24 protein-coding genes and 1 tRNA gene are annotated in these 26,307 nt (G+C 63.3%); 14 read left to right on the forward strand and 11 right to left on the reverse strand.

Annotated elements, in window-relative coordinates; translation table 11 throughout:
* The first annotated feature begins 22 nt into the window (after positions 1-22).
* Complete coding sequence (locus LMJ30_RS16175; RefSeq protein ID WP_229433363.1) at positions 23-2,185, forward strand: prolyl oligopeptidase family serine peptidase; 2,163 nt, start codon at positions 23-25, stop codon at positions 2,183-2,185.
* A gap of 167 nt (positions 2,186-2,352) precedes the next feature.
* The gene (locus tag LMJ30_RS16180) at positions 2,353-3,639 is read left to right on the forward strand and encodes a M28 family metallopeptidase (RefSeq protein WP_229433364.1); all 1,287 of its coding nucleotides are present in this window, start codon (positions 2,353-2,355) and stop codon (positions 3,637-3,639) included.
* Between the two features lie 146 nt (positions 3,640-3,785).
* Here LMJ30_RS16180 and LMJ30_RS16185 read toward each other — a convergent pair whose 3' ends face one another.
* Positions 3,786-4,361 carry a helix-turn-helix domain-containing protein gene (locus LMJ30_RS16185; protein WP_229433365.1) on the reverse strand — a complete coding sequence of 192 codons (576 nt, stop codon included), beginning with the start codon at positions 4,359-4,361 and terminating at the stop codon, positions 3,786-3,788.
* A gap of 209 nt (positions 4,362-4,570) precedes the next feature.
* On the opposite strand from LMJ30_RS16185, the gene kbl reads away from it, so the two are divergent.
* The 6 genes from kbl to moaD all read left to right on the forward strand — a co-directional run bounded on the left by kbl (position 4,571) and on the right by moaD (position 11,377).
* The gene (kbl, locus tag LMJ30_RS16190; protein WP_229433366.1) at positions 4,571-5,782 is read left to right on the forward strand and encodes a glycine C-acetyltransferase; all 1,212 of its coding nucleotides are present in this window, start codon (positions 4,571-4,573) and stop codon (positions 5,780-5,782) included.
* Between the two features lie 16 nt (positions 5,783-5,798).
* On the forward strand, positions 5,799-6,761 hold the full coding sequence (locus LMJ30_RS16195) for an NAD-dependent epimerase/dehydratase family protein (protein WP_229433367.1): 963 nt from the start codon (positions 5,799-5,801) through the stop codon (positions 6,759-6,761).
* A gap of 41 nt (positions 6,762-6,802) precedes the next feature.
* A complete protein-coding gene (locus tag LMJ30_RS16200; RefSeq protein ID WP_229433368.1) occupies positions 6,803-8,191 on the forward strand; it encodes an L-serine ammonia-lyase in 1,389 nt (462 codons plus the stop codon).
* A gap of 209 nt (positions 8,192-8,400) precedes the next feature.
* Entirely contained in the window at positions 8,401-9,876 is a 1,476-nt protein-coding gene (thrC, locus tag LMJ30_RS16205; RefSeq protein WP_229433369.1) for a threonine synthase, read from the forward strand.
* A gap of 2 nt (positions 9,877-9,878) precedes the next feature.
* On the forward strand, positions 9,879-11,111 hold the full coding sequence (locus tag LMJ30_RS16210) for a molybdopterin molybdotransferase MoeA (protein WP_229433370.1): 1,233 nt from the start codon (positions 9,879-9,881) through the stop codon (positions 11,109-11,111).
* Between the two features lie 8 nt (positions 11,112-11,119).
* Positions 11,120-11,377: a molybdopterin converting factor subunit 1 gene (gene moaD / locus LMJ30_RS16215; protein WP_229433371.1), complete on the forward strand. Its 258-nt coding sequence runs from the start codon at positions 11,120-11,122 to the stop codon at positions 11,375-11,377.
* On the opposite strand, the gene LMJ30_RS16220 is transcribed toward moaD, so the two are convergent.
* From LMJ30_RS16220 to LMJ30_RS16235, 4 genes are read right to left on the reverse strand one after another with little or no spacing between them, the layout of a single operon-like run.
* Positions 11,374-11,598, reverse strand: coding sequence for a hypothetical protein (locus LMJ30_RS16220; RefSeq protein ID WP_229433372.1), 225 nt, complete (start codon positions 11,596-11,598; stop codon positions 11,374-11,376). The genes moaD and LMJ30_RS16220 overlap by 4 nt on opposite strands.
* Positions 11,599-11,608: 10 nt before the next feature.
* Positions 11,609-12,532 (reverse strand): alpha/beta fold hydrolase, encoded by a 924-nt coding sequence (locus tag LMJ30_RS16225; RefSeq protein WP_229433373.1) that lies wholly within the window; start codon positions 12,530-12,532, stop codon positions 11,609-11,611.
* Positions 12,529-12,732 carry a helix-turn-helix transcriptional regulator gene (locus LMJ30_RS16230; RefSeq protein ID WP_229433374.1) on the reverse strand — a complete coding sequence of 68 codons (204 nt, stop codon included), beginning with the start codon at positions 12,730-12,732 and terminating at the stop codon, positions 12,529-12,531. Before LMJ30_RS16230 ends, LMJ30_RS16225 begins: the two co-directional genes overlap by 4 nt.
* Positions 12,729-13,115 carry a hypothetical protein gene (locus LMJ30_RS16235; protein ID WP_229433375.1) on the reverse strand — a complete coding sequence of 129 codons (387 nt, stop codon included), beginning with the start codon at positions 13,113-13,115 and terminating at the stop codon, positions 12,729-12,731. The genes LMJ30_RS16230 and LMJ30_RS16235 overlap by 4 nt, the downstream gene beginning before the upstream one ends.
* A gap of 131 nt (positions 13,116-13,246) precedes the next feature.
* Between LMJ30_RS16235 and LMJ30_RS16240 the strand changes: the two genes are divergently transcribed.
* Positions 13,247-14,497: a TIGR03862 family flavoprotein gene (locus tag LMJ30_RS16240; protein WP_229433376.1), complete on the forward strand. Its 1,251-nt coding sequence runs from the start codon at positions 13,247-13,249 to the stop codon at positions 14,495-14,497.
* Here the strand turns inward: LMJ30_RS16240 and LMJ30_RS16245 are convergent.
* The 6 genes from LMJ30_RS16245 to hpnC all read right to left on the reverse strand — a co-directional run bounded on the left by LMJ30_RS16245 (position 14,484) and on the right by hpnC (position 19,430).
* The gene (locus tag LMJ30_RS16245; RefSeq protein WP_229433377.1) at positions 14,484-15,290 is read right to left on the reverse strand and encodes a GIN domain-containing protein; all 807 of its coding nucleotides are present in this window, start codon (positions 15,288-15,290) and stop codon (positions 14,484-14,486) included. The two genes, LMJ30_RS16240 and LMJ30_RS16245, sit on opposite strands and share 14 nt — an antisense overlap.
* Positions 15,291-15,306: 16 nt before the next feature.
* Positions 15,307-16,107, reverse strand: coding sequence for a DUF1700 domain-containing protein (locus tag LMJ30_RS16250; protein ID WP_229433378.1), 801 nt, complete (start codon positions 16,105-16,107; stop codon positions 15,307-15,309).
* Between the two features lie 22 nt (positions 16,108-16,129).
* On the reverse strand, positions 16,130-16,273 hold the full coding sequence (locus LMJ30_RS16255) for a hypothetical protein (protein ID WP_229433379.1): 144 nt from the start codon (positions 16,271-16,273) through the stop codon (positions 16,130-16,132).
* A gap of 111 nt (positions 16,274-16,384) precedes the next feature.
* Positions 16,385-17,716 carry a hydroxysqualene dehydroxylase HpnE gene (gene hpnE / locus LMJ30_RS16260; RefSeq protein ID WP_229433380.1) on the reverse strand — a complete coding sequence of 444 codons (1,332 nt, stop codon included), beginning with the start codon at positions 17,714-17,716 and terminating at the stop codon, positions 16,385-16,387.
* Positions 17,703-18,536, reverse strand: a complete 834-nt coding sequence (gene hpnD / locus LMJ30_RS16265) for a presqualene diphosphate synthase HpnD (protein ID WP_229433381.1) — start codon at positions 18,534-18,536, stop codon at positions 17,703-17,705. Before hpnD ends, hpnE begins: the two co-directional genes overlap by 14 nt.
* A gap of 84 nt (positions 18,537-18,620) precedes the next feature.
* Complete coding sequence (gene hpnC / locus LMJ30_RS16270; RefSeq protein ID WP_229433382.1) at positions 18,621-19,430, reverse strand: squalene synthase HpnC; 810 nt, start codon at positions 19,428-19,430, stop codon at positions 18,621-18,623.
* Positions 19,431-19,587: 157 nt separating this feature from the next.
* Between hpnC and LMJ30_RS16275 the strand changes: the two genes are divergently transcribed.
* The 5 genes from LMJ30_RS16275 (at position 19,588) to clpP (ending at position 26,149) form a co-directional block, all read left to right on the forward strand.
* The gene (locus tag LMJ30_RS16275) at positions 19,588-20,721 is read left to right on the forward strand and encodes an efflux RND transporter periplasmic adaptor subunit (RefSeq protein WP_371873026.1); all 1,134 of its coding nucleotides are present in this window, start codon (positions 19,588-19,590) and stop codon (positions 20,719-20,721) included.
* Positions 20,718-23,810: an efflux RND transporter permease subunit gene (locus LMJ30_RS16280; RefSeq protein ID WP_229433383.1), complete on the forward strand. Its 3,093-nt coding sequence runs from the start codon at positions 20,718-20,720 to the stop codon at positions 23,808-23,810. Before LMJ30_RS16275 ends, LMJ30_RS16280 begins: the two co-directional genes overlap by 4 nt.
* A 220-nt stretch (positions 23,811-24,030) precedes the next feature.
* Positions 24,031-24,117: transfer RNA gene (locus tag LMJ30_RS16285), tRNA-Leu, on the forward strand.
* Positions 24,118-24,149: 32 nt separating this feature from the next.
* Positions 24,150-25,490, forward strand: coding sequence for a trigger factor (gene tig / locus LMJ30_RS16290; RefSeq protein WP_229433384.1), 1,341 nt, complete (start codon positions 24,150-24,152; stop codon positions 25,488-25,490).
* A 41-nt stretch (positions 25,491-25,531) separates the two neighbouring features.
* Positions 25,532-26,149 carry an ATP-dependent Clp endopeptidase proteolytic subunit ClpP gene (gene clpP / locus LMJ30_RS16295; protein ID WP_229433385.1) on the forward strand — a complete coding sequence of 206 codons (618 nt, stop codon included), beginning with the start codon at positions 25,532-25,534 and terminating at the stop codon, positions 26,147-26,149.
* Positions 26,150-26,307 lie beyond the last annotated feature (158 nt).

Here is a 26,307-nt window from a genome sequence, read left to right on the forward strand (position 1 = left end):
TCACCGAAAGATGCCAATACCTATGCAAATGAGACATGCATCCATTCTCGTCGGCCTGCTCGCCACACTCGGCGCACCGGCCATGGCGCAAGTATGCGCCCCTGCAGGCGCTACCATCGCCTACCCGGCCAGCAAAAAGGTCGACCAGCAGGACAACTACCACGGCACCACGATTGCCGACCCGTACCGCTGGCTGGAAGATGCCAACAGCGCCGAGACCAAGGAGTGGGTCGATGCGCAAAACAAGGTCACCCAAGCCTACCTCGGCCAGATCCCCGAGCGCGAAAACATCCGCCAGCGCCTGACCAAGCTGTGGAATTACGAACGCTTCAGCGTGCCGTACAAGGAAGGCGGCCGCTACTTCTACACCCGCAACGACGGCCTGCAGCCGCAGTCGGTGCTCTACACCATGAAAACCCTGGGCGACACGCCACGCGTGCTGCTCGACCCGAACACCCTCGCGGCCGACGGCACCGTCGCGCTGGCAGGCGCCGCGGTCAGCCCTGACGGCAAGCTGCTCGCCTATGGCACCGCCGCGTCCGGTTCCGACTGGAACGAATGGAAAGTGCGCGACATCGAGACCGGCAAGGATTTGACGGACCACCTCAAGTGGGTCAAGTTCTCTGCCACCGCATGGACCAAGGACGGCAAGGGCTTCTTCTACAGCCGCTACGACGAGCCGAAAGAAGCGACCAAGCTGGCTGACGTCAACTACTTCCAGAAGCTGTACTACCACAAGGTTGGCACGCCGCAGAGCGCCGACACCCTGGTGTACGACCGCCCTGACCAGAAGGAATGGGGCTTCCGCGCGGAAGTCACCGATGACGGCAAATACCTCTTGATCACCGCGACCAAGGGCACCGCGCCGAAGTACCGCGTGTTCTACAAGGACCTGAGCCGCGCCGACGCGAAGGTGGTCGCACTGGTCGATGAGTTCGAAGCATCGTACGACTTCATCGACAACGACGGTCCGGTGATGTACTTCGCCACCGACAAGAACGCGCCGCGCAAGCGCATCGTCGCGATCGATGTACGCAAGCCGGCTGAAGCGAACTGGAAGCAGATCGTTCCGGAATCGAAAGAAACCTTGATGGGCGCCAGCCTGCTGAACAACCAGCTGGTGACCGAATACCTGGCCGACGCGCGCAGCATGGTCAAGGTCTTCGACCTCAAGGGCAAGGCCGTGCGCGAGATCGCGCTGCCAGGCATCGGCTCGGTATCGGGCTTCAACGGCAAGCGCAAGGACAGCGAGACCTTCTACTCGTTCACCGGCTTCACCAACCCGACCACCATCTACCGCCTCGACCTGAAGAACGGCAAGAGCACGGTATTCCGCCAGCCGAAAGTCGACTTCGACCCAAGCCAGTACGAAACGCGCCAGCAGTTCTACACCAGCCGCGACGGCACCAAGGTGCCGATGTTCATCGTGTCCAAGAAGGGCCTGAAGATGGACGGCAGCAACCCGACCTACCTGTACGGCTACGGCGGCTTCAACATCTCGCTGACCCCGACCTTCTCTCCAGCCAACCTGGCCTGGATGGAAATGGGCGGCGTGTATGTGGTTGCCAACCTGCGCGGCGGTGGTGAATACGGCGAGCAATGGCACGTGGCGGGCACCAAGCTGCAAAAGCAGAACGTGTTTGACGACTTCATCGGCGCGGCTGAATGGCTGATCGCCAACAAAGTCACCTCGCCATCGAAGCTGGCGATTGGCGGCGGCAGCAACGGCGGCCTGCTGGTTGGCGCGGCGATGACGCAGCGTCCCGAACTGTTCGGCGCGGCGATCCCGCAGGTCGGCGTGATGGACATGCTGCGCTTCCACAAGTTCACGATCGGCTGGGCCTGGACCTCGGACTACGGCTCATCGGAAAACCCGGACGAGTTCAAGGCGCTGGTCAAGTACTCGCCGCTGCATAACCTGAAGGCGGGCAGCTGCTACCCGGCGACGATGGTCACCACCGCTGACCACGACGACCGCGTTGTGCCTGCGCACAGCTTCAAGTTTGCTGCTGCCGCCCAGGCTGCGCAAGCTGGCGGCGCACCGATCCTGATCCGCATCGACACCAAAGCCGGCCACGGCGCAGGCAAGCCGACGGCGAAAGTGATTGAAGAAGTCGCGGACCGCTGGGGCTTCCTGTCGCGCGCGCTGAAGATCAGCGAACCGGCGAAAGTCGCTGCGAAGTAATTAGCAACGCACCACATGAAAAAGCGCACGCGGCCCGGCCCGTGCGCTTTTTTATTTACTGAAATTCTGGGCAGGGCCAGTGTATATTCATGGTCCCGCGGCGATTGTCCGCGTACGGCGAAGGCTGTACGTACGGGGCGCGCCGGCTTACCGTTTAGAGGACCTGAATGACACCGACATCATCCCTGGCCGTTTTCGGCCTGTCGCTCGCGCTGGCTGCAAGCTCGGCGTGGGCGCAGGCGCCTGCAACCGTTGCCCCGCCTGCGGCCGATCCGGTCGCCGCACTGGTGGGCCAGCTCGACCTGGAAAAATACAAGGCCACGATCAAGGGCCTGACCCGGTTCGGCGACCGCCGCCAGGGGACCGAGCGCAACCGCAAGGCGCTGGACTGGATCGAGGCGCAGCTCAATGCGTACGGCTGCAAGACCGAACGCCTGCAATACGACTACACCGAACCGGCGCCGCGGCCGGCAGGCACGCCGGCGCCGCCGCGTCCGGTGCCAAAAACGGGCGGCGGCCGTGGCGGTCCTCCGGGCCAGGGCGGCAGCACGCTGTTCGGCAATCGCGCTCCGATCGGTGTGAACAACGATCCGATGCTGCAGGCCGACGCACGCCTGCGCGCGCTCAATGCCGAGCAGACGCCTGTAGGCACATCGCGGCGCGAGAACATCTACTGCACCAAGGTCGGCACCACCCATCCGCACGAAATGTATATCGTCAGCGCCCACATGGATGGCATCGGCTTTGGTGAAGCGGCGAATGATGATGGGTCGGGCACGGCGCTGGTGATGGAGCTGGCGCGCATCCTCAACGCCCCGGGCGTGCAGACGGCGCGCTCGATTCGCTTTGCAATCTGGAATAACGAGGAAACGGGCCTGAACGGCGCGCGCGCTTATGTCGAGCAGCGCAAAGGCTTGCAGGGGATCGAATCGCCGAAAGGGTCGGGCAAGTTTCCCGAGCCGACCTGGTTGGGCGTGATCCAGCATGACATGATGCTGTGGGATCACGGCATGCCGATCCCCAAGCTCGACGCCAAAGGCAAGGCGGTGCTGGACGACAAGGGCCAGCCGATTTACGTGTCGCCCAAGGAGCAGCGTGCCGAAGCGGACGTCAACATCGAATTCCAGTCGGCGTCGAAACAGGCCGAGGCGTCCTCGAAACTGGCATGGGTACTGCACGCGGCCAACGGCAAGTACGCCAGCGCGTATCCGGCCATGGTGGGGCCGCACATGACCAATACCGATTCGGTGCCGTTCATGGACCTGGTACCGGCGGTCTCGCTGCGCGAGAACGAACGCGGCATGCACATCGGCGCGGGATGGAATCCCAACTGGCACCAGCCGAGCGACGTCTTCAGCACATACTCGGACAAGGACTTCATGCTGGGCCTGAATGCCGCCCAAACCACGCTGGCCGGTGTGGCGCAACTGAGCGGCGCGACGGTCACTCCGTAAGGTCCTTGCAGAATCGGCCGATGCCGCGCGGAAAGAGGCGGCATCGCCTGAAATGTTCCAAAAAACGTGTGGTCTGACCCCGATTTGGGCAATATCGTCTGAAATGTTCCAGAAAACGTGTGGTCTGACCCCGATTTGGGCAATAGTTAGCGGTGGACTACGACCAGCAGGGCCTTGGCTTCGGATTTGCCGGTGTTGCGGATAACGTGGTCCTGGTCCGCTGGATAGCGGGCCGTGCCGCCGAGCTTGAGCTTGCGCTTGCTGGCGCCGACTTCTACTTCCACCGAGCCGTGCGTCACCGTCAGGTGCTCGCTGGTGCCGGGATCATGCGCCTGCGAGGCCAGCTCGCCACCGGGCGCCAGCGTCAGTTCGTACCATTCATACTTGCCGGCCATTTCCATCGGGCCGAGGATGCGTAGGATGTAGCCGGCGTGCGCGCCGGGCAGGGTGGGCGTCTCGTGGGCGTCCAGCACCCGGATCGTTTCGACCTCGCGCGTGTCCGAGGCCAATAAATCCCCAATTGGCACGCCCAAAGCGTTGGCCAGCCGCCACGTGATGGCAATGGTCGGATTCGCTTTTTCACGTTCAATCTGCGATAACATCGACTTCGATACGCCCGCGATACGCGACAGGTCCTCCAGCGTCAGGCCGCGCGCAAGGCGCAGCCGCTGCAGCGTGGCCCCGACTTCAGGTGGGGAATTGGTCGACAGGGGTGTGTTCATCAGCACGCTTATGTAATTTGCAAGTTGTTGGATTACCCAAACTGTTGCTTGCCAACTTCACTGGCCTTGGGTAATATCCATTATATTGAATTCGAGTTCGACATATCGGATTAACGCGAGATGATCGAACAGGTACGAAATCTGGAACTACGGTACAGCATTGTGCAACAGTCGGTCAAGCAACCGGCGCCACCACCACGAGGATAAAGATGAGCGACCAAGCCAAAAACGCGTTTTTCAGCGGCCTGCAGCAGAACCTGGACACGCTGCGCGAGCAGGGCCTGTATAAGCCTGAGCGTGTGATCGCATCGCGCCAGGGCGCCGAAGTGGTGGCCGAAGATGGCCGCAAGCTGATTAATATGTGCGCCAATAATTACCTCGGCCTGTCGGGCGACCTGCAGACGCAGCAGGCGTCGATCGAGGCGACCGAGAAGTACGGCTACGGGCTGTCGTCGGTGCGCTTCATCTGCGGCACCCAGACCGTCCACAAGCAGCTTGAAAAAGCGCTGTCCGAGTTCCTCGGTACCGAAGACACCATCTTGTACGCGGCCGCCTTCGACGCCAACGGCGGCGTGTTCGAGCCGCTGTTCGACGAGAATGATGCGATCATCTCCGACGCGCTGAACCACGCGTCCATCATCGACGGCATCCGCCTGTGCAAAGCTGGCCGCTACCGCTACGCCCACAACGACATGGCCGACCTCGAAGCGCAACTGCAGGCAGCAACCGCCGCGGGCAAGCGCCACAAGATCATCGTGACCGATGGCGTGTTCTCGATGGACGGCACCATCGCCCAGTTGGACAAGATCTGCGACCTGGCCGACAAGTACGGCGCGCTGACCATGATCGACGAGTGCCACGCTTCGGGCTTCATGGGCAAGACCGGCCGCGGCACGCACGAGCACCACAACGTCATGGGCCGTATCGACATCATCACCGGCACCCTGGGCAAGGCACTGGGCGGCGCGATGGGCGGCTTTACCTCGGCGCGCAAGGAAGTCGTCGACACGCTGCGCCAGAAGTCGCGTCCTTACCTGTTCTCGAATACCCTTGCGCCTTCGATCGCCGGCGCTTCGCTGTCGGTGCTGGAGCGCCTGTCGAAGTCGACCGAGCTGCGCGACCGCCTGCACGAGAACACCGCCTTCTTCCGCGCCGAGATCGAGCGCATCGGCTTCACCATCAAGCCGGGTACCCATCCGGTGGTGCCGGTGATGCTGTTCGAGGCGCCGGTGGCGCAGAAATTCGCCGCACGAATGTATGAGCTGGGCGTGCTGCTGTCGGGCTTCTTCTATCCGGTAGTACCGATGGGCCAGGCGCGCGTGCGCGTCCAGCTGTCGGCGGCGCATACCCGCGAGCAGCTGGAAACGGTACTCAAGGCATTCGAACAGGCCGGGCGCGAGCTGGGCATTCTCAAGAACTAAGAACAACAGGATCATCATGGAACGCATTCTCATCATCGGCGCCAACGGCCAGATCGGCAGTGAACTGGTAGAGGCGCTGGCCCTGCAGCACGGCGCGCAGAACGTCATCGCATCGGACATCGGCGCTACCAATGTCTACAAGGCCGCGCGCTACACCCAGCTCGACGTGCTCGATAAAGCAGGCCTGGCGAAGTTTGTCGCCGACGAGGGGATCACCCAGGTGTACCAGCTGGCCGCGCTGCTGTCGGCCACTGGCGAACAGGCCCCGCTGAAGGCGTGGACCCTGAACATGGACGGCCTGCTCAACATCCTAGAGGTGGCGCGCGAGCGCGGCGCGGCGGGCAAGCCATTGCGGATCTTCTGGCCTTCGTCGATCGCGGCCTTCGGCCCGAACACGCCAGCGGTCAATACGCCGCAGTACACCGTGATGGACCCGACCACGATCTACGGCATCAGCAAGCTGGCCGGCGAGCGCCTGTGCGAGTACTACTTCACCAAGTACGGCGTCGATGTACGCAGCATCCGCTACCCTGGCATCATCAGCTTCAAGTCGCCACCGGGCGGCGGCACCACCGATTACGCGATCGCCATCTTCCACTCGGCGCTGCGCGGCGAGCGTTATGATTGCTTCCTCGGCCCTGAAACCACGCTGCCGATGATCTACATGCCCGATGCGATCCGCGCTACCATCGAGCTGATGGACGCGCCCGCGGAGAAGGTCCAGATCCGCTCGTCGTATAACGTGGCCGGCCTGTCGTTCAACCCGGCCGAGCTGGCCGCCGCGATCACGCGCTCGGTCCCTGAATTCAAGATCGCCTATGCGCCGGACAGCCGCCAGGCGATCGCCGATACCTGGCCAAAGAGCCTGGACGACAGCTGTGCAACGGCAGACTGGGGCTGGAAGGCCCGCATCGGCCTCGATCAGATGGTCACCGACATGCTCGAGAATATCGACGTCGGCCTGACCAAAGCCGCCTGACCTGCAGCACCCAAAAAGATAAAACATAAAGAGACAAACCAATGGACATGAGCGTATTCGACCTGTTTAAAATCGGCATAGGGCCATCGAGTTCCCATACCGTGGGACCGATGGTGGCCGCGCGCCGCTTCCTGGTCGAATGCGGTTCGCTGGACAATGCCGTTGGCGTCGAGGCGGCCCTGTATGGCTCGCTGGCCCTGACCGGGGTAGGGCACGCAACCGACAAGGCAGTCATCCTTGGCCTGATGGGCGAAACGCCGCAGGACGTGGACCCGGACGCGGTCGAAGACCAGCTGGCCGAAGTGGAGCTCGATGGCAAACTGCGCTTGCTCGGCACGCATGAAGTGCCGTTCAACCGCAGCACCGACCTGGTGTTCCACAAGCGTACCAGCCTGCCCGAACATCCAAACGGCATGCGCTTTACGCTCAAAATGGCCGATGGCAGCGTGATGGAGAAGGTGTTCTATTCGGTCGGCGGCGGTTTTATTCATGCCGCCGGTGAAGCGGAAGGACGTCCCGACGCCGCGCCATCGACCCCGGTTCCATTCCCGTTCGATACGATGGAACAGTTGCTGGCGCAGGGTAAAACCTCCGGCCTGTCGATTCCGCAGATGCTGCGCGCGAACGAGCGCGTGCGCATGACCGAAGATGAACTTAACGCCGGCATCGACAAGATCTGGCACGTGATGCGCGACTGTATCGCCCACGGTCTCGTCACCGGCGGCCAGCTGCCTGGCGGCCTGAATGTGAAGCGCCGCGCTGCGACCTTGTGGAAGCAGTCCGAGGACAAGGGCGGCGACCGCACCAACGACCTGCCGCATGATGCGCTGCACTGCGTCAGCTTGTACGCGATGGCGGTGAATGAGGAAAACGCGGCTGGCGGCCGAGTAGTCACCGCGCCTACCAACGGCGCGGCGGGCATCATCCCGGCCGTACTGCGTTACTACGCGGAGGACTGCCGCCCGAGCGACCCGGTCAAGGGCGTACGCGACTTCATGCTGACGTCGGCCGCAATCGGCATGCTGTGCAAGAAAAACGCATCGATCTCCGGCGCCGAAGTGGGCTGCCAGGGCGAAGTGGGCGTCGCGTGCGCGATGGCTGCGGCCGGACTGGTCGCCGCACTGGGCGGGACCAACGAGCAGATCGAGAACGCTGCCGAAATCGGCATCGAACACCACCTCGGCATGACCTGCGACCCGATCGGCGGACTGGTTCAGATCCCGTGCATCGAGCGAAACGGCATGGGAGCCATCAAGGCCATCACGGCAGCGTCGCTCGCATTGAAGGGTGACGGCACCCACTTCGTGAGCCTCGACTCGGTGATCGAAACGATGCGCCAGACCGGCGCGGACATGCAGGACAAGTACAAGGAAACCTCGCTGGGCGGGCTGGCCATCCACGTTGTGACCGTCAACCACCCGGCCTGCTGACAGGTCGTTCCCGCGTAAGCGGGAACCCATACTGAGCCAGTCGATCCATGCTTTGTATGGGTTCCCGCATCCGCGGGAATGACCAGGCAAAGTGTGGTGGCAAGCGAAAAAATGACGCACTGCGGTAAGGCACGATTGTCCGGGCTATAATAAACAATCAATTTCATTGCTTTGTTTTCCAGCGTTAGCCCAAACGGACGTCCCCACCTATGCATTACGTGTCTACCCGCGCTGCGTCAGCGGCCGAATCGCAAGCCCCGCAGCAGTTCTCAGACATCCTGTTGGGCGGCCTCGCCCCGGATGGTGGCCTGTATCTCCCTTCCGAATACCCGCAGGTGACCGGCAGCGAGCTCGATGCCTGGCGCAAGCTGCCGTATGCGGACCTGGCCTTTGAAATCCTCCGGAAGTTCGCGACCGACATTCCGGACGCCGACCTGAAGGCGCTGACCGCCAGAACCTACACCGCTGCTGTCTACCGCAACGCCCGCGAAGGCGAGGCGGCCAGCGACATCACGCCACTGCGCGTGCTTGAGCAGGATGGCGACAAGACCCTGATCCTGCAGGCCCTGTCGAACGGGCCGACCTTGGCCTTCAAGGACATGGCTATGCAGCTGCTCGGTAACCTGTTCGAGTACACGCTGGCCAAAAATAACGCGGAGCTGAACATCTTCGGCGCCACCTCCGGCGACACCGGCAGCGCTGCGGAATACGCCATGCGCGGCAAGAAGGGCATCCGCGTCTTCATGCTGTCGCCGCACAAGAAAATGAGCGCCTTCCAGACCGCGCAGATGTTCAGCCTCCAGGACCCGAACATCTTTAACATCGCCGTCGAAGGCGTGTTCGACGACTGCCAGGACATGGTCAAGGCAGTCTCCAACGACCTCGATTTCAAGGCGCGCCAGAAAATCGGCACCGTCAATTCGATCAACTGGGCGCGCGTCGTCGCGCAGGTTGTGTACTACTTCCGCGGCTACCTCGCAGCCACCACCAGCAACGACCAGAAGGTGTCGTTCACCGTCCCGTCGGGGAATTTCGGGAACATCTGCGCCGGCCACATCGCGCGCATGATGGGACTGCCGATCGACAAGCTGGTCGTGGCCACCAACGAAAACAACGTGCTCGACGAATTCTTCCGCACTGGCGTCTACCGCGTGCGCAAGGCCTCCGAGACCTATCACACCAGCAGCCCGTCGATGGACATCTCCAAAGCGTCGAACTTCGAACGCTTTGTCTATGACCTCGTCGGCCGCGACGCCAACCGGGTGCGCGCGCTGTTCCAGAAAGTGGAAACCGACGGCGGCTTCGACCTGTCGGGCAAGCCTGGCAGCGACGGCGACGAGTTCCGCCTCGTGGCCAATTACGGTTTCGTGTCGGGTTGCTCCAATCATGCCAACCGCCTGGACACGATTCGCGAAGTGCTCGACGACTATGGCATCACCATCGATACCCATACGGCGGACGGCATCAAGGTCGCGCGCGAGCACATCGCGCCTGGCGTGCCGATGATCGTGCTGGAGACCGCGCTGGCGGCCAAGTTCAACGAGACCATCCTGGAAGCTGTTGGCATGGACGTCGAACGCCCAGCCGGTTTCGAGGACATCGAATCGCTGCCGCAAAAGTTCATCGTCATGCCGCCAGATGTAGCGAAGATGAAAGGCTACATCGCGGAGCACACGGGGCTGTGACCATGAAGCCTGCACAGAAACCGATGCTTGCGGTAAGCGAGGCGCTCGACTTCCTGATGGGCGCCGCCCGCCCTGTCACCGATACCGAGCTGGTGCCGACGCTGGAAGCGAACGGACGCGTTCTCGCGGCCGCGCAGGTATCGACGCTCAATGTACCCTCGGCGGACAACACGCAGATGGACGGTTACGCCGTGCGTGCGGCCGATTGCGCCAGCGGCGGCGCCACCCTGGCTGTCAGCCAGCGAATCCCGGCTGGCCACGTTGGCGAGCATCTCGGCCCCGGGCAGGCAGCGCGCATCTTCACCGGCGCGATGATTCCGGCCGGCGCCGATGCCGTGGTAATGCAGGAGCAGTGCGAAGCCGTGGCGCCCGACCAGGTGATCATCCGCCACGCGCCAAAAAGCGGCGAATGGATCCGCCGCGCAGGTGAAGACATTACGGCCGGTTCCGTGATCCTGCCAGCCGGCACCCGCCTGCGCAGCCAGGAACTCGGGCTCGCGGCTTCGGTCGGCCTGGCGACTGTTCCGGTATTGCGCAAGCTGCGCGTGGCCGTATTCTTCACCGGCGACGAGCTTGCGATGCCGGGCGAGCCGCTTGCGCCAGGCGCGATCTACAATTCGAACCGCTTCACCCTGCGCGCGCTGCTGGAGAACCTCGGCTGCGCAATTACCGATTTTGGCATCGTGCCCGATACCCTCGAAGCGACTCGCGATACGCTGCGCAGCGCCGCGCGTGAACACGACCTGATCATCACCTCGGGCGGCGTGTCAGTCGGCGAAGAGGACCATATCAAGCCGGCCGTGGAGGCAGAAGGGCGCCTGAACATGTGGCAGATCGCCGTCAAACCCGGCAAGCCGCTGGCGTTTGGCGAAGTGCGACGCGACCAGGGCACGGCATTCTTCCTTGGCCTGCCAGGCAATCCGGTGTCTAGCTTCATCACCTTCCTGCTGTTCGTGCGTCCTTTCATCCTGCGCCTCCAAGGCGTGCAGGGCGATGTCAGCCCGCGTGCGTTCAGCATGCGCGCCGATTTCAACTGGCCGAAGGCCGACCGCCGCAACGAGTTCCTGCGCGCGCGCGTCAATGCCAGCGGCGGACTTGACTTGTTCCCGAACCAGGGCTCCGGCGTACTCACCTCTACGGTCTGGGGTGATGGGCTGATCGACAATCCGCCGTCGAACGCCATCACAGGCGGCGACACGGTCCGCTTCATCCCATTCAGCGAACTACTGCACTAGGAAACACTATGGAAATTACGCTGCGATTTTTTGCCAGCGTGCGCGAAGCGCTCGGAACCGCACAAGAAACCCTGACGCTGCCGCCAGGCGTCACGACCGTCGGCGCGGTGCGCCAGCACCTGATGGCGCGCGGTGGCGAATGGGAGACCGCGCTTGCCGCCGACCGCCCGCTGCGCACCGCCTTCAACCATGTCATGTGTCCGGCCGATACGCCCGTCGAGGCAGGCGGCGAAGTGGCATTCTTCCCGCCGGTGACCGGGGGTTAATCCTCGACCGTGTCGCGGCACAGCGCGCAGGCCTCGCCCTTGCGCGCGCTGCGGTAGCGGAAAGCGGTGAACACCGCCGCCGTCACCACTGCCCACAATAACGACTCGGCCAGCACGCGCTCCGGCTCGCGGCCCTTCAGCAAGCCGACCGCCACCAACAGGACGAGGGCGCCGCCGGCGACAACGAAGTAACGCCGCACCCAAAACCCTGTGCTTTTCATGGCCATCTCCTTACAGTGACTTTAAAAAGGCGCGGATTGCGTCGGTGACTCGCTGCGGCTGGTCGATCATGGCGAAGTGGCGGGCTCCGGGAATGCCGACCACGTTCACCCGCGGCGTGCCGGACATCAGCTCGGTGTAATAGCCAACTTTGCTGGCCATGCCCGCGTTCGGGTCGTTGGCGTCCAGTTGCAGGAACGGGGCCAGCACCAGCACCGGCGCCTTCACCTGCGGCAGCCCCGGGCGAAGATCTTGCCCCATTACCGCGGCCATGTACTGGACCGTCGCTGCCGGGTCGCTGCGAGCCGTCAGCTTCGCCAGTTCGTCGGCGCGCGCCATGTCGACCACGCCTATGCTGCGCATGTATTGCTGCTGCTGGCTGGCGAATGCTGCTGGCGTCAGGCCCGCCATGCGCCGCATGATGCCCTCGGCAAGCTGCGGGCGCTGCTCCGGCTGCATGTCCTCGGTGCCCGGGAAGACCGGCAGTCCGTCGATGCTGACGACGCCGCCGATCATGTCGGGGTGCTGCTGCGCGAGCGCCAGCGACAGCGTGCCCCCCAGGCTATGCCCGACCAGCACCGGCTTGACCAGTTTGCGTGACGAGATCAACTGGTGCAGCGACCGCTGCACCTCCCCAAGCATGTTGCCCGGGATTGGGGCGCGGCCATCGAAGCCGGGCAGCGTCACCACATACAGTACATGGTCGTCGCGGAAGGTGCGGATCGCGTCCTGCCACACCCAGCTTCCACTCGCCAGGCCAGGGATCAGGATCAGCGGCGTGCCGCGCTTGCCGTGGCGTTCTACCGCGAGGGCGCCGGCTTCAAAGCGTTCGGACGCGACTTCGGTTGCTGCGAAGCGGTTGCGCGGCGCTTCCTGCGCATACGCCGGCGCGCCAGCTGCGAACATCAGTGCGATAAGTAGGGCGGCTTGTTTCATGTTGGCTCCTGGTCTGGGGTGAAGATCGCTTCAATCGGTTTGGAGAACAGCTTTGCAATGGCAAACGCCAGCGGCAGGCTGGGATCGTAGCGGCCCGTTTCGATGGCGTTGATGGTCTGGCGCGACACCTTCAGCAGGTCGGCCAGGTCTGCCTGGCTCCACCCGTTCTCGGCGCGCAGTGCGCGTATTGCGTTGTTCATTTGTTGACCATCGCCCGCGCGCAGGTGACGATGCCCCATACGCCGAACATCATCGGCATGACGATGAACATCGACAGCAGGGGGAAGCCTGCGTTCTCGAGGAAGCCGTAGGTAAACGTCAGTCCGCCAGTGACGGCGGCCGCGATAGCCATGTTCTCGAGCGTGTGAAGGCGTATGAATTCGTCGACGCGGCGGAAGTGGCGGGCGATCGCCCAGATCACCAGCAGCACGCCGATCATCGGGCTGGCCAGCGTAACGGTACGCGCCAGGCCATCGGCCATCGGGCGACCCAGTTTGTTGGCCGCCACCAGCAGCATCATATAGACGAACATCGCGGCAAAGAACTCGCGGAGGTAGGTGCGGTTGATCTTCTTCTCGTGCATGGCATCGCTCCTTGTCAAGTATGCTTTACATATTAGGACGGGATTTTTCCATTGTCAAGCGTCCTTTACATCCACTTTGCCGCTTCGATCTGGACTAAAATGTCGCTCCTCCAATCGCACGCGCCATCCCGATGCCATTTAGCCCAACCCGTACACGAACAGTTGCCATCATCGGTGGCGGACCTGCCGGCCTGATGGCGGCCGAAGTCCTCGGCGCTGGAGGCGTAAAGGTCGACCTGTACGACGCGATGCCGTCGGTGGGCCGCAAGTTCCTGCTGGCGGGGAAGGGCGGCATGAACATCACGCACTCGGAATCCTTTGACGCCTTCGTGTCGCGCTACAGCGGCTGCGAGGAGCAGGTGGCGCGCTGGCTGGAGCGTTTCGACGCGTCCGCCGTGCGCGACTGGATTCACGGACTCGGCGTCGAGACCTTTGTCGGCAGCTCGGGGCGCGTGTTCCCGACCGATATGAAGGCGGCCCCGCTGCTGCGGGCGTGGCTGCATCGGCTGCGCGAGTCCGGCGTCGAGTTCCACATGCGGCACCGCTGGCTGGGCTGGCGCGGCAGCAAGCTGCTGTTTGCGGCGCCCGCAGGCGAGCTTGAAGTCGAGGCGGATGCCGTGGTCCTCGCGCTGGGGGGCGGCAGCTGGGCGCGGCTTGGCTCCGACGGCGCCTGGGTGCCGATCCTGCAGGCCAGGTCGGTGGATGTGGCGCCGCTGCGGCCAGCCAACTGCGGCTTCGATGTGGACTGGAGCGAGCATTTCAGCAGCCGCCACGCGGGCGAGCCCTTGATTACCGTGGCGGTCAGCGCGCGCGACGCGGCTGGCCGGATAACGCGCAAGCAGGGACAGTTCGTCGTGACGCAAACCGGCGTCGAGGGCAGCCTGATCTACGCGCTGTCCGCGCCGCTGCGCGACCAGATCGAGGCCGAGGGCAGCACGACCATCTGGCTCGACCTGCTGCCCGACCTGGGCGCAGAACGGGTATTGGATGAAGTGTCGCGCCCACGTGGCGCGCGCTCGGTGTCGAGCCACCTGCAAAGCCGGCTCGGTATCAAGGGTGTCAAATCGGGCTTGCTGCACGAGTGCCTGTCGAAGCAGGAATTCGCCGATCCGGCCAGACTCGCCGCCGCGCTCAAGCACCTGCCAGTCACGCTACGCCGTCCGCGCCCGATCGACGAGGCGATCAGCAGTGCTGGCGGGGTGCGTTTGGATGCCATCGACCAGGAATCTGGCATGCTGCGCGCGATGCCGGGCGTGTTTGTCGCGGGGGAGATGGTCGACTGGGAAGCGCCCACCGGGGGGTACCTGCTGACAGCGTGTTTTGCCAGCGCCCGCGCTGCTGCGAACGGCGCGCTGGCATGGCTGGGCACTAGCGGAAACTGACGTCGCCTGAACCGGTGCGGCTGACGCTGCGCTGGCTCGGGTTGCCGTGGACGGTCACGTCGCCGCTGCCGCGCAGGCTTACTGCCGCTGCCTCGCGCGCCTGGACGATCGATGTGCCGGAACCCATCAGCTCGACGTCGACTTCCCGTGCCGACAGGTGGCGGGCGTTCAGGTCGCCCGACCCGGTCTGTTCTACCTTGAATTGCTCGGTCGAGCCGACGACCGTCATCTGCCCGGAGCCAACCACTTCGACGGCGACCTTTTCGCTGGCGCCGCCATTGACCTCAACTTCGCCGCTGCCATGCACGCCCGCCACCACTTCGCGGTATCGGCCGTTGAACTTGAGGTTGCCCGATCCATGCAGCTCCACGTTGGCCTTGTCGCCGATGAAACCGTTGACGGTGCTGGCGCCGCTGCCGTTGATGCTGACGCTCTCTAGCGAATTTAGCACCAGCACGACCTGCAGCGGATTACGGTGATGCAGCAGCATGCCCTTGGTCGCGATTTCCAGCGTATCGCCCGACTGCACGGTTTCCACATTGCCCAGCAGGCGCTTCTCGCCGCGTACCGTCAGCGACGGCACCGCGCCCTGGCGCAGGGTCAGGTCGATCGGGCCGGTCAGGTCGACGCTGGTGATGCGCGCATCCACGGTGCGCGTTTCAGTGTCGACCATGCGGCCTTCGGGGTTCGATGATCCGGCGGTGCCTTCGGCGCGCAGCATACTGTAGGACACGGCGATCAGCGCGAACGCCAGTACCAGCATGCCGAAGCCAACTTTTAATAATGTTCGCATTGCGACTCCGATCCGATCAGGCGCCCTTGAGCAGGGACAGGTTCATGTCAATGTAGCGCCGGATGCCGACGATGGTGTAGCGGGTGACGACGAGGCTGAGCAGGAACAGCACGATCCCGCCGACCACCATGGCCAGGCCGACCGCGGTCTGGGTTGCGCGCGAGTCGGCATCCATGTCGGTGTACACCTTGATGCCGCGTTCAGCCACCGATTCGGCGCCGCGGATTACGCGTTCGGAGCGGTTGGTGTCCTCGGAGACGTCGACATCGACGCTGGCTGGCACGTCGCCTGCTTCGCCCCTGTAGTTCTCGTCCACATGGACGCCCATTGCGTCGATGGTGACCTTGGCCTGGCGCGGTTCGCCGTCGTCATCGCGGCCGTTGATCACGAAGTGCTTCAGGGGCCCGTCGAGAACCAGCTCACTCGCGCCGGCCAGGCCGCTGGCCGTGACGGCGACGCCGCCGAGGTAGAGCGCCAGGCCGCAGGCGTACAGCGTCGCCAGCAGCGATGCATACACGATCGCCGGCACCACCATGAACAGGTTGAAGATGGCCAGCCCGAGCACCGCGACCATCAGGCGCACGAAGTTGGCCGGGTTCTTCTTTTCTTCGAAAGCGCGCATGTGCGTGTTGGCGCGCAGCGTCATGGCGATCTTTTTCGGATCGTCCAGGCCCTTGGCCACTTCTTCTTCCGAGAGACCGGCAGCGACGCCGTCAACGAAGCGCTGTTCGTAATAAGCCAGCGTCTTGGCTTGCGCCTCGACCGGCAGGCCCGCCATGGCACGCTTTAAAGCGTCGAGATATTCAAGTTTGCCCATGTGTTGCTCCAATCTGTTGCCGTCAGCCGTGGGCAAGGGCCACGACGGCGTGGTGCATCTGCGACGCGCGGGCGCCGCCAATTAGTTCCGGTTTGACAATCACGGCTGTGCTTGCAGCAACAAATGCCAGCAAGGCCAGTGCGCGAAGGACAAGGGTGATGTTCATTTGTAAATCCATCATCAGATACCTGTTTCGATGATGTGACTTTACGCAAACGTGCCATCACCCGCCACCGCCGTGCGACAGGCTGCACATTTCGCGGGGCAGGAGGCCATATCAGGGGATGGCTGTGCGCTGCAGCACGGCGCGCGCGGCCGCCGTGCCGCTGCGTACGGCCCCTTCCAGCGTCGCCGGGTAGTCGCCGGCGGTGTAGTCGCCCGCCAGGCAGAGCCCGGGCAAGCCGGTGTCAATGCCTGGGCGTACCAGGCCCGGCGTGCAGGCGAAGGTGGCGCGCTTTTCCGTGATGACCTTGGTCCACAATGGCTCGGCAAACCCCGGCCGGCCCAGCGCCCGCCCCAGCTGTTGCGCCACTGCGGCGCCAAGCGCATCCTGCGCGAGGTCGTTGGCCTGGCCCGATGCACTGATGACAACTGCCATCAGCCCGGCCTGGTGCGCGTCCAGTTGCCCGCGGTCGAACACGAACTGGCCCCATTCGCCCGATTCGGGATGTTCTTCCAGGGCGTAAAACGGCAGGTCGAGGCGTAGCGCCGGGTCGTACTGGAGATAGCAGGTGGTAATCGGTTCGTAGTCAAACGACGGTATCGGCGGTGCCCCCAGCCCTTCGAGCAGCGATGCGGCCGCGGGTGGCGGGGTGGCGATGATGACGGCGTCGACGTCCTGCGCCCCGGCGCCGCTGCGGACCTGCCACTGGCCCCCGACTGCCTGCAGCGACTCGACGCGCGCGCCGATGCGCACATGCCCGCCGCGCGATTCGATGTACTGCGCCGCCGCAGCCGGGAACAGCGCGCTGAGCGCGAGGCGTGGCACCAGCATGTCCGACGCCGCCCGGTGCGCGCCCAGGCTGTCGCGCAGGACGTTCAGGAAAACCTGCGCCGAGGCCCGTTCCGGCGGCGTGTTCAGCGCCGCCAGGCACAGGGGCCGCCACATCAGCGCGGTCAGGCGCGGCGTCTGGTCGAAGCGCTCAAGCAGTTCGATGACGCTGCAGTCGTTGTACAAGGTCCAGTCCATCCAGCGCGCGCTGGTCGAGAAGCGGGCCAGCGCCATCTTGTCTTCGCGCGCGAGGCCCTTGGCCCGCAGCAGCGCGATGGCCAGGTGGAGCGGCGCGGGCAGGCGCGGCGCCACAAAGTCCATGCCCGATCCGGGCGGGTAGCGCATTTGCAGGGGCAGGTGGAGCAGGGCGTCGGCGGGCTTGATGCCGACCCGGCGCAGCAGGCGCAGGGTGTCGGCGTAGGCGCCAAGCATGATGTGTTGGCCGTTGTCGAGCAGCTTGCCGTGCACCTCGACACTGCGGGCGCGTCCGCCCAGCGAGCGAGCGGCTTCGTACAGGGTGACCTTGCAGCCGGCATGCGCCAGTTCGACGGCAGCCGTGCAGCCCGCCCAGCCGCCGCCGATGACGGCGACACTGGCGCGTACGCTAGCTGCGGACATAGGTCTTCCACGCCAGCCAGAGCTTCCGGATGGGCGTGAGCGAGATCCGCTGGTTCAGCACGTGGTAGTTGTCGCGTTCGATCTCATCGAGCACGGTGCGGTAGATCGCCGCCATCATCAGGCCGGGGCGCTGCGCCCTGCGGTCTTCTTTCGGCAGCAGCGCCATCGCTTCGTCGTATACCTTGTATGCGCGCGCGACCTGGAAGCGCATCAGCGCTTCAAACTTGTCGCTGTGGCGTGCGTTAAGCAGATCCGCCGCGGTGACGCCGAACTGCTGCAGCTCATTGACGGGCAGGTAGATGCGGCCTTTGCGCGCGTCTTCGCCGACGTCGCGGATGATGTTCGTGAGCTGGAACGCAAGGCCCAGCTTTTCCGCGTATTCGAGCGTGCGCGGATTGGTCACGCCGAAAATGCTGGCCGACAGGATGCCCACCACGCTCGCCACGTGCCAGCAATAGCGCTGCAGGCCAGTGAAGTCGAGATAGCGGCTCTGGTCGAGGTCCATCTCCATGCCGTCGACGATCGCCAGCAGGTGCTTTTGCTCGAGGTTGTAGACGGCCAGGTGCGGCTGCAGCGCCTGCATCACCGGATGGGTCGGCGACCCCTCGTACATCTTCGACACTTCGGTGCGCCACCAGGCCAGCTTGATGCGGGCGACCGACTGGTCGGTGCATTCATCGACCGTGTCGTCCACTTCGCGGCAAAACGCGTACAGCGCAGTGATCGCGCGGCGGCGATCCTGCGGCAGGAACAGGAAGCTGTAGTAAAAACTCGAACCGCTTTGAACGGTTTTCTGGTGGCAGTATTCGTCGGGAGACATGGTTAAAAATGCAAGGGTGCACAACAGGAAGCCGCTATTCTAGCCGATGGGTGTTGCCGAAACCGCCTGTGCGTTGATATTTCGTTACATACGGAGGGCGCGCCACAGCATTACGGCCCAGTCCGCTGGCCTCAACTGCGGGCGGCGCGTGAACACGTCGTAGCCTACCCCTTCGATCTTGTCGAGGATGCGCAGGCCGCCCTGGACAACCAGGCGCAGCTCCCAGCCGATGCGGCCGGGCAGGCGCTTCGCCAGCGGGGCGCCGCCCTGCATCAGCGCGCGCGCACGCGCCACCTCGAAGGCCATCAGCGCGCGCCAGCGCTGGTCGGCCAGCCCCTGGTCGAGCTGGGCGGGCGCCACACCATGGGCTTCGAGGTCATCGAGCGGTATATAGATGCGGTCTTTTTTGCGGTCGATGGCCACGTCCTGCAGGAAGTTGATCAGCTGGAGCGCCGAGCAGATGGCGTCCGAATCGCGCACGTTGCGCGCGCTGGCCGCGCCGTACAGCGACAGCATCAGCAGGCCGACCGGATTGGCCGAGCGACGGCAGTAGTCGAGCAGGGCGTCGAAGCCGGCATAGCGGGTGGTGACGATGTCCTGCCGGAAGGCCGACAGCAAGTCGCGGAAGGGCTGCAGCGGCAGCTTGTATTGCGCGATCACCCTGGCGAGCCTCTCGAACATCGGGTCGGTTTGCAGTTCGCCGCTTTCTATGCTGTCGAGCGCCTCTTCATATGCTGCCAGCGCGGCCAGGCGCTTGGCCGGAGCCGCATCGCCCTCGTCAGCGAGGTCGTCGGCGCTGCGCGCGAAAGCGTAGATTGCTTCCACCGCAGGGACCAGCCTTTTCGGCATCAATACAGAGGCAACGGGGAAGTTTTCGTAGTGGTCGACAGGCATGAAAAATAAATGACGCAAAAGTCATTAGGAAATAAATACTTGCACAGTTATAATTACTAACCAGAAAGTCAGTAGTGGAATATGTATAAAAGTAGTACTATCTTGTCGCTTCAGCAATTGGGTGGCCGAACGCCACCGCATAGTAAAGGAAAACAACGTGTTCGCCCTGAAAAACCTGCGCGCGGCGGCCCCCGCCGCGATCAAGACCCTGCTCCCCACCTTTTTGCTGGTCCTGCTGGCGGCATGTTCGAAGGACGCGCCGAAACAAGAGGATGTGCGTCCGGTCAGGGCGATTGTGGTGGGCAGCAGCGATATCGATGTCAACGCGGAGTTTGCCGGCGAAGTGCGCCCGCGCGTCGAGTCGCGCCTGGGCTTTCGCGTCGGCGGCAAGATCGTTGCGCGCAAGGTGGATGTGGGGAGCGTCGTCAAACGCGGCCAGGTGCTGATGCAGCTGGACCCGCAGGACCTGCAGCTGTCGCAAACGCAGGCGCGCGCCGCGCTGCGCGCCGCCGAAACCCAGCGCGACCTCGCGCGCGCAGAGCTAAAGCGCTATGAAGAGCTGCGCAAGCAGAACTTCGTCAGCCAGGCCGTGCTCGATGCGCGCAAGTCGGCGTTCTCGTCGGCGCAGGCGAACGTCGATGCGGCCAGGGCGGGTTATTCGGCGCAGTCGAACCAGGCGCAGTATTCAACCCTGGCGTCCGACATCGACGGCGTGGTGACCGCAATCAGCGCCGAAGTAGGGCAGGTGGTATCGCCTGGCACGCCGGTTGTCAGCGTCGCCAACACCAGCGATAAAGAGATCGTGATCTCGCTCCCGGAAGACAAGGTCGATGCGATGCGCAAGATGCAGGACGTCACCGTGCGCATGTGGGCCAACCCGGCTGTCGCCATGCGCGGGAAGATACGCGAGGTGTCGCCGGTGGCCGATCCTGCCACCCGCACCTATCCTGTACGCGTGTCGATTCCGGGCGCTGGCAGCGACGTCAAGCTGGGCATGACTGCGCGCGTGCAGTTCGCGTCGAAATCGGCCACGCCGCAGATGCGGGTGCCGTTGACGGCCCTGTTCCATGAAAAGTCGTCGACCGCCGTGTGGGTGGTCGAAAAGGGCGCAGTCAGGCTGGTGCCTGTTCAGGTAGGCGGCACATCGGGCAATGACGTGGTGATCGCCAGCGGCGTCACGCCGGGGCAGACCGTCGTCACCGCCGGCGTGAACAAGCTGAAGAACGGCCAGAAGGTCAAGCTGCTGTCCGAGCAGATGGCACCGGTGGCTGCTGCCGGGGCGGCGAAATGAGGGGTTTTAATCTTTCACGCTGGGCGCTGGAACATATTCCACTGATCCGCTACCTGATCGGCGCGCTGCTGATCGGCGGCATCCTCAGCTACAGCAATCTCGGGCAGGACGAGGATCCGCCGTTTACCTTCCGCGTGATGGTGGTGCGGGCGATCTGGCCCGGCGCAACCGCCGTCCAGATGGCCGAGCAGGTCACCGACAAGCTGGAACGCAAGCTGCAGGAGACGCCCTACATCGACAAGATCAAGAGCTATTCGAAGCCCGGCGAGACCTTCATCATCGTGCAGCTACGCGAATCGACGCCGCCTTCGGAGACGTCGGCATCGTGGTACCAGGTGCGCAAGAAGATCGGCGACATCCGCGGCACCTTGCCGGCGGGCGTGATCGGCCCGTTCTTCAACGACGAATTCGGCGATACCTATGGTTCGATCTTTGCATTGAGCGGCGATGGCTTCAGCTACGCGGAGATGAAGGATTACGCGGACTTCGTGCGCCAGCAGCTGCTGCGCGTGCCGCTGGTGGCAAAGGTCGAACAGTTCGGCGTGCAGGACGAGAAGATCACCATCGAGTTCTCGCACAAGAAGTTCTCGCAACTTGGCGTGCCGTTCGAGGTGATCGTCAACCAGATCGCCACCCAGAACGCGATCGAGGCAAGCGGCGTGATGGTGACGCCGACCGACAACCTGCAGGTGCGGGTGACTGGTGCGCTGCAAAGCGTGAAGGACCTGGAAGCGCTGCAGCTGCGCGCCAACGGCGCCACCTTCCGCCTTGGCGACTTTGCCAGGATCAGGCGCGAGTACAAGGATCCGCCGCAGGACAAGATGCGCTTCAACGGCCAGGAAGTCATTGGCCTTGGCGTGTCGATGGAAAAGGGCGGCAATATCATCAATATGGGCAAGGGGCTGGAAGCGACTGTCGCCCGGATAAAATCGCAGCTGCCGGTCGGTATCGAGCTTGAGCGCGTATCGGACCAGCCGCGCGCGGTGACTGCGTCGGTCGGCGAGTTCATCAAGGTGCTGATCGAGGCGGTGCTGATCGTGCTCGCCGTGAGCTTCATCGCGCTTGGCCTGCACACCAAGCCCCTGCGCATCGACCCGCGCCCGGGCCTGGTGGTGGCGCTGACGATTCCGCTGGTGCTGGCGATTACCTTCCTGTTGATGAGCGTGTTCAAGATCGACCTGCACAAGATCTCGCTCGGCGCGCTGATCATCGCGCTCGGCCTGCTGGTGGACGACGCGATCATCGCCGTTGAAATGATGGTGCGGAAGATGGAGGAGGGCATGTCGCGCTTTGACGCGGCCACCTTCGCCTACACATCGACCGCGATGCCGATGCTGACCGGCACCCTGATCACCGCGGCGGGCTTCCTGCCGATCGGCCTGGCCAAGTCGGCGGCCGGCGAGTACACGTTCTCGATGTTCTCGGTGAACGCGATTGCGCTGCTGGTGTCGTGGCTGGTGGCGGTTGTTTTCACGCCGTACATCGGCTTCCTGCTGCTGAAGGTGAAACCGCACGCGGCAACGCCGGGCGAAAGCGAGCATGATGTGTTCAACACGCCTGCCTACCTGCGCTTCCGCAGGGTGGTCGCATGGTGCGTCGAGTGGCGCTATGCGACCATCGTGATGACCCTGGCGGTGTTCGGGCTTGGCGTGTTTGGCTTCAAGTTCATCGAAAAGCAGTTCTTCCCCGATTCGAGCCGGCCGGAGCTGATGGTCGAGATGTGGATGCCGGAAGGGACGGCGTTCAGCGCCACCGAGGCGCAGGTGAAGAAGTTTGAGGCCTTCATCGGCAAGCAGGAGAATGTGGAAAGCGTGACCAGCTATGTCGGCACCGGCAGCCCGCGCTTCTACCTGCCGCTTGACCAGATCTTCCCGCAGTCGAACGTGGCCCAGCTGGTGGTGCTGCCCACCAGCCTGAAGGCGCGCGAGGAGCTGCGTCTGAAGATCGTCGAAGTGTTCGAAAACGACTTCCCGGAAGTGCGCGGGCGCGTGCGGCTGCTGCCGAACGGGCCGCCGGTGCCGTATCCGGTGCAGTTCCGCGTGGGCGGCCCTGACATCGCCACGACCCGCGCGCTGGCCGACCAGGTCAAGGAAGTCATGCGCGCCAACCCGAACGCGCTGGGCGTGAACGACAACTGGAATGAGTCGGTCAAGGTGCTGCGCCTGGACCTCGACCAGGCCAAGATGCGTGCGCTGGGCGTGACGTCGCAAGCGGTGATGCGGGTGGCGAATACCATTTTGTCCGGCACGCCGGTCGGGCAGTTCAGGGAAGATAACAAGCTGATCGACATCGTGATCCGCCAGCCTGTCGAGGAGCGCGCCACGCTGTCGGCGCTCAATGAAACCAATGTGCCGACGGCGTCGGGACGGTCGGTGACGATCTCGCAGGTGGCGCGCGTCGCCTTTGTGTGGGAGCCGGGCGTGGTCTGGCGCGAAGGGCGCGAGTGGGCCATTACCGTGCAGTCGGATGTGGTCGACGGCATCCAGGGGCCGACTGTGTCGGACCAGGTGCTCAAGTCGCTGGCGGATGTCCGCTCCAAGCTGCCGCCGGGTTATACGATTGCGGTTGCCGGTGCGGCGGCCGACAGCGCGGCGGCGGAAGCGTCTATCGCGGCCAATGTGCCGCTGGTGCTTTTCATCGTGTTCACCTTGCTGATGCTGCAGCTGCATAGCTTCTCGCGTTCGGTGATGGTGTTCCTGACCGGGCCCCTGGGCGTGGCTGGCGCGGCGATGGCGCTGCTGCTGCTTGGACGTCCGTTCGGCTTCGTCGCGAACCTGGGCGTGATCGCGCTGTTCGGCATGATCATCCGGAACTCGGTGATCCTGGTGGACCAGATCGAGCGTGATATCGCCAACGGGGCGGAAGCCTGGAATGCCGTGATCGATGCGGCGGTGCGCCGCGCGCGTCCGATCGTGCTGACCGCGGCGGCTGCCGCGCTGGCGATGATTCCTTTGTCGCGCTCCGTGTTCTGGGGCCCGATGGCGGTGGCGATCATGGGCGGCCTGGTGGTGGCCACGGCGCTGACATTGCTGTTCCTGCCGGCGCTGTATGCGGCCTGGTTCCGTGTCAAGAAGCCTGTGGGTGCCTAGCGGAAGCGGCGGATGACGCTTCGCTCTTCCGCCCTACTGTTCTCATATATCTGGCAGGGCGCATTTCGGTGTTTCCTCGCGCAATCGAAAATTCGCCCTGTGGTGTCAGAAAATCCAGTAAAATACCGGGTTGATGTTGTAGCCCCTAACAAAGGCAGGGCAGGGCGGCCGGTTTGACCTTCGGACGCCCTTTGTTTTTGTCGGTGCGGCCAACGATCCCGCGAGGATGGCGAAATTGGTAGACGCACCAGGTTTAGGTCCTGACGCCAGCAATGGTGTGGGGGTTCGAGTCCCCCTCCTCGCACCACACGAATAATTATTTTTTGGACGATTTTAACAATGGCAACTGCAGTCGAAACCCTGGGTAAACTCGAACGTCGCATGACGATCTCTTTTCCGCTGACTGACGTCCGTACGGAAGTTGAAAAGCGCTTGAAGAAGCAGGCCAAGACGGCCAAAGCCCCTGGCTTCCGTCCAGGTAAGGTTCCGATGAAGATGGTCGCCGCCCAGTACGGTTACCAGATCGAGTCGGACGTGCTGAACGACAAAGTCGGCCGCGCTTTCAACGAAGCTGCCAACGAGAACCAGCTGCGTGTCGCCGGCTTCCCGAAAATCGAACCAAAAGAAGATAGCCCGGAAGGCGTGCTGACCTTCGACGCAACCTTCGAAGTCTATCCAGAAGTCGTCGTGGGCGACCTGGCCGGCGTTGAAGTCGAAACCATCAAGTCCGACGTGACCGATGCCGAAATCGACAAGACCATCGACATCCTGCGCAAGCAGCGCGTGCACTACCACACCAAGGGCGAAGCTGGCCCGCACGGCGACGGCGGCACGCCAGTTGCTGAAAACGGCGACCGCGTGACCGTCGACTTCGTCGGCAAGATCGACGACGTTGAGTTCCCAGGCGGCAAAGCTGACGACTACACCTTCGTGCTCGGCGAAGGCCGCATGCTGCCGGAATTCGAAGCGGCGACGATCGGCCTGAAGGCTGGCGAAAGCAAGACCTTCCCACTGGCTTTCCCAGAGGACTACCACGGCAAGGACGTGGCCGGCAAAACCGCCGAGTTCACGATCACCCTGAAGAAGCTCGAATGGGCGCACCTGCCAGCAGTTGACGCGGAATTCGCGAAGTCGCTGGGCATGGAAGATGGCGACCTGGAAAAGATGCGTTCGGACATCAAGGTCAACCTGGAGCGTGAAGTTGCCGGCCGTATCAAGGCGCGCAACAAGGAAGCCGTGATGGACGCGCTGCTGAAGGTGACCGAACTGGACGTGCCGACCGTGATGATCCAGCAGGACTCCGAGCGCTTGGCCGAAATGACCCGCAACGACATGGCGCAGCGCGGCATGGACGTCAAGAACATGCCTTTCCCGACCGAGCTGTTCGCTGAAAAGGCAGAGCGCCGCGTCAAGCTGGGCCTGATCCTGTCGCAGCTGGTAGGCGACAACAACCTGCAGGCCAAGCCTGAACAGGTCAAGGCGCAGATCGAAGACTTCGCACAGAGCTACGAAGATCCGAAGGAAGTGCTGAAGTACTACTACAGCGACCGTCGCCGCCTGGCCGACATCGAAGCTCTTGTATTGGAAGAAAACGTCGTTAACTATGTGCTCGACAAGGCAAAAGTCGTTACCAAGGATGTTGCCTTCGATGAATTGATGGGAAGCAACGCACAAGCTTAAAGATCGTTTTAAGCTCCCCTTACACAGAGGAAAAGACAGGTATGAACCATAATCCGGCATTGGACACACAAGCACTCGGTCTCGTACCGATGGTGGTGGAACAGAGCGGCCGCGGCGAGCGCGCTTACGATATCTACTCGCGCCTGCTGAAGGAGCGCGTGATCTTCCTGGTCGGGCCTGTCAACGACCAGATGGCCAACCTGATCGTGGCCCAGATGCTGTTCCTGGAGAGCGAGAATCCGGACAAGGATATTTCGCTCTACATCAACTCACCTGGCGGCTCGGTCTCGGCCGGCCTGGCGATTTTCGACACGATGAACTTCATCAAGCCGGACGTCTCCACGCTGTGCACCGGCCTGGCGGCGTCGATGGGCGCCTTCCTGCTGGCGGCGGGCACCAAGGGCAAGCGTTTCTCGCTGCCTAACTCGCGCATCATGATTCACCAGCCGTCGGGCGGCTCGCAAGGGCAGGCTTCGGACATCGAGATCCAGGCCAAGGAAATCCTGTACCTGCGCGAGCGCCTGAACCGCATCCTGGCGGAGCGCACCGGCCAGTCCATGGAGCAAATCCACAAGGACACCGACCGCGACCGCTTCATGTCGGGCGACGAGGCAGCCGAGTATGGCCTGATCGACAAAGTGTTGACCAGCCGAGCGTGATGCGGGAAGTAATCCAGCCACGCTGTTGCTGAAAAACGCCCGGGCGCTGCATCGTTCGGGCGTTTTGTTTTTATTTCGGGTAGCATGGCAGTTATGAGCGTACTTGTTGCGCACTCGTATTAGCGTTATATTTTAGCAATCGAATAGAAATCTGCCCC

The organism is Massilia agrisoli, assembly GCF_020831365.1.
GTDB lineage: Bacteria > Pseudomonadota > Gammaproteobacteria > Burkholderiales > Burkholderiaceae_D > Telluria_A > Telluria_A agrisoli.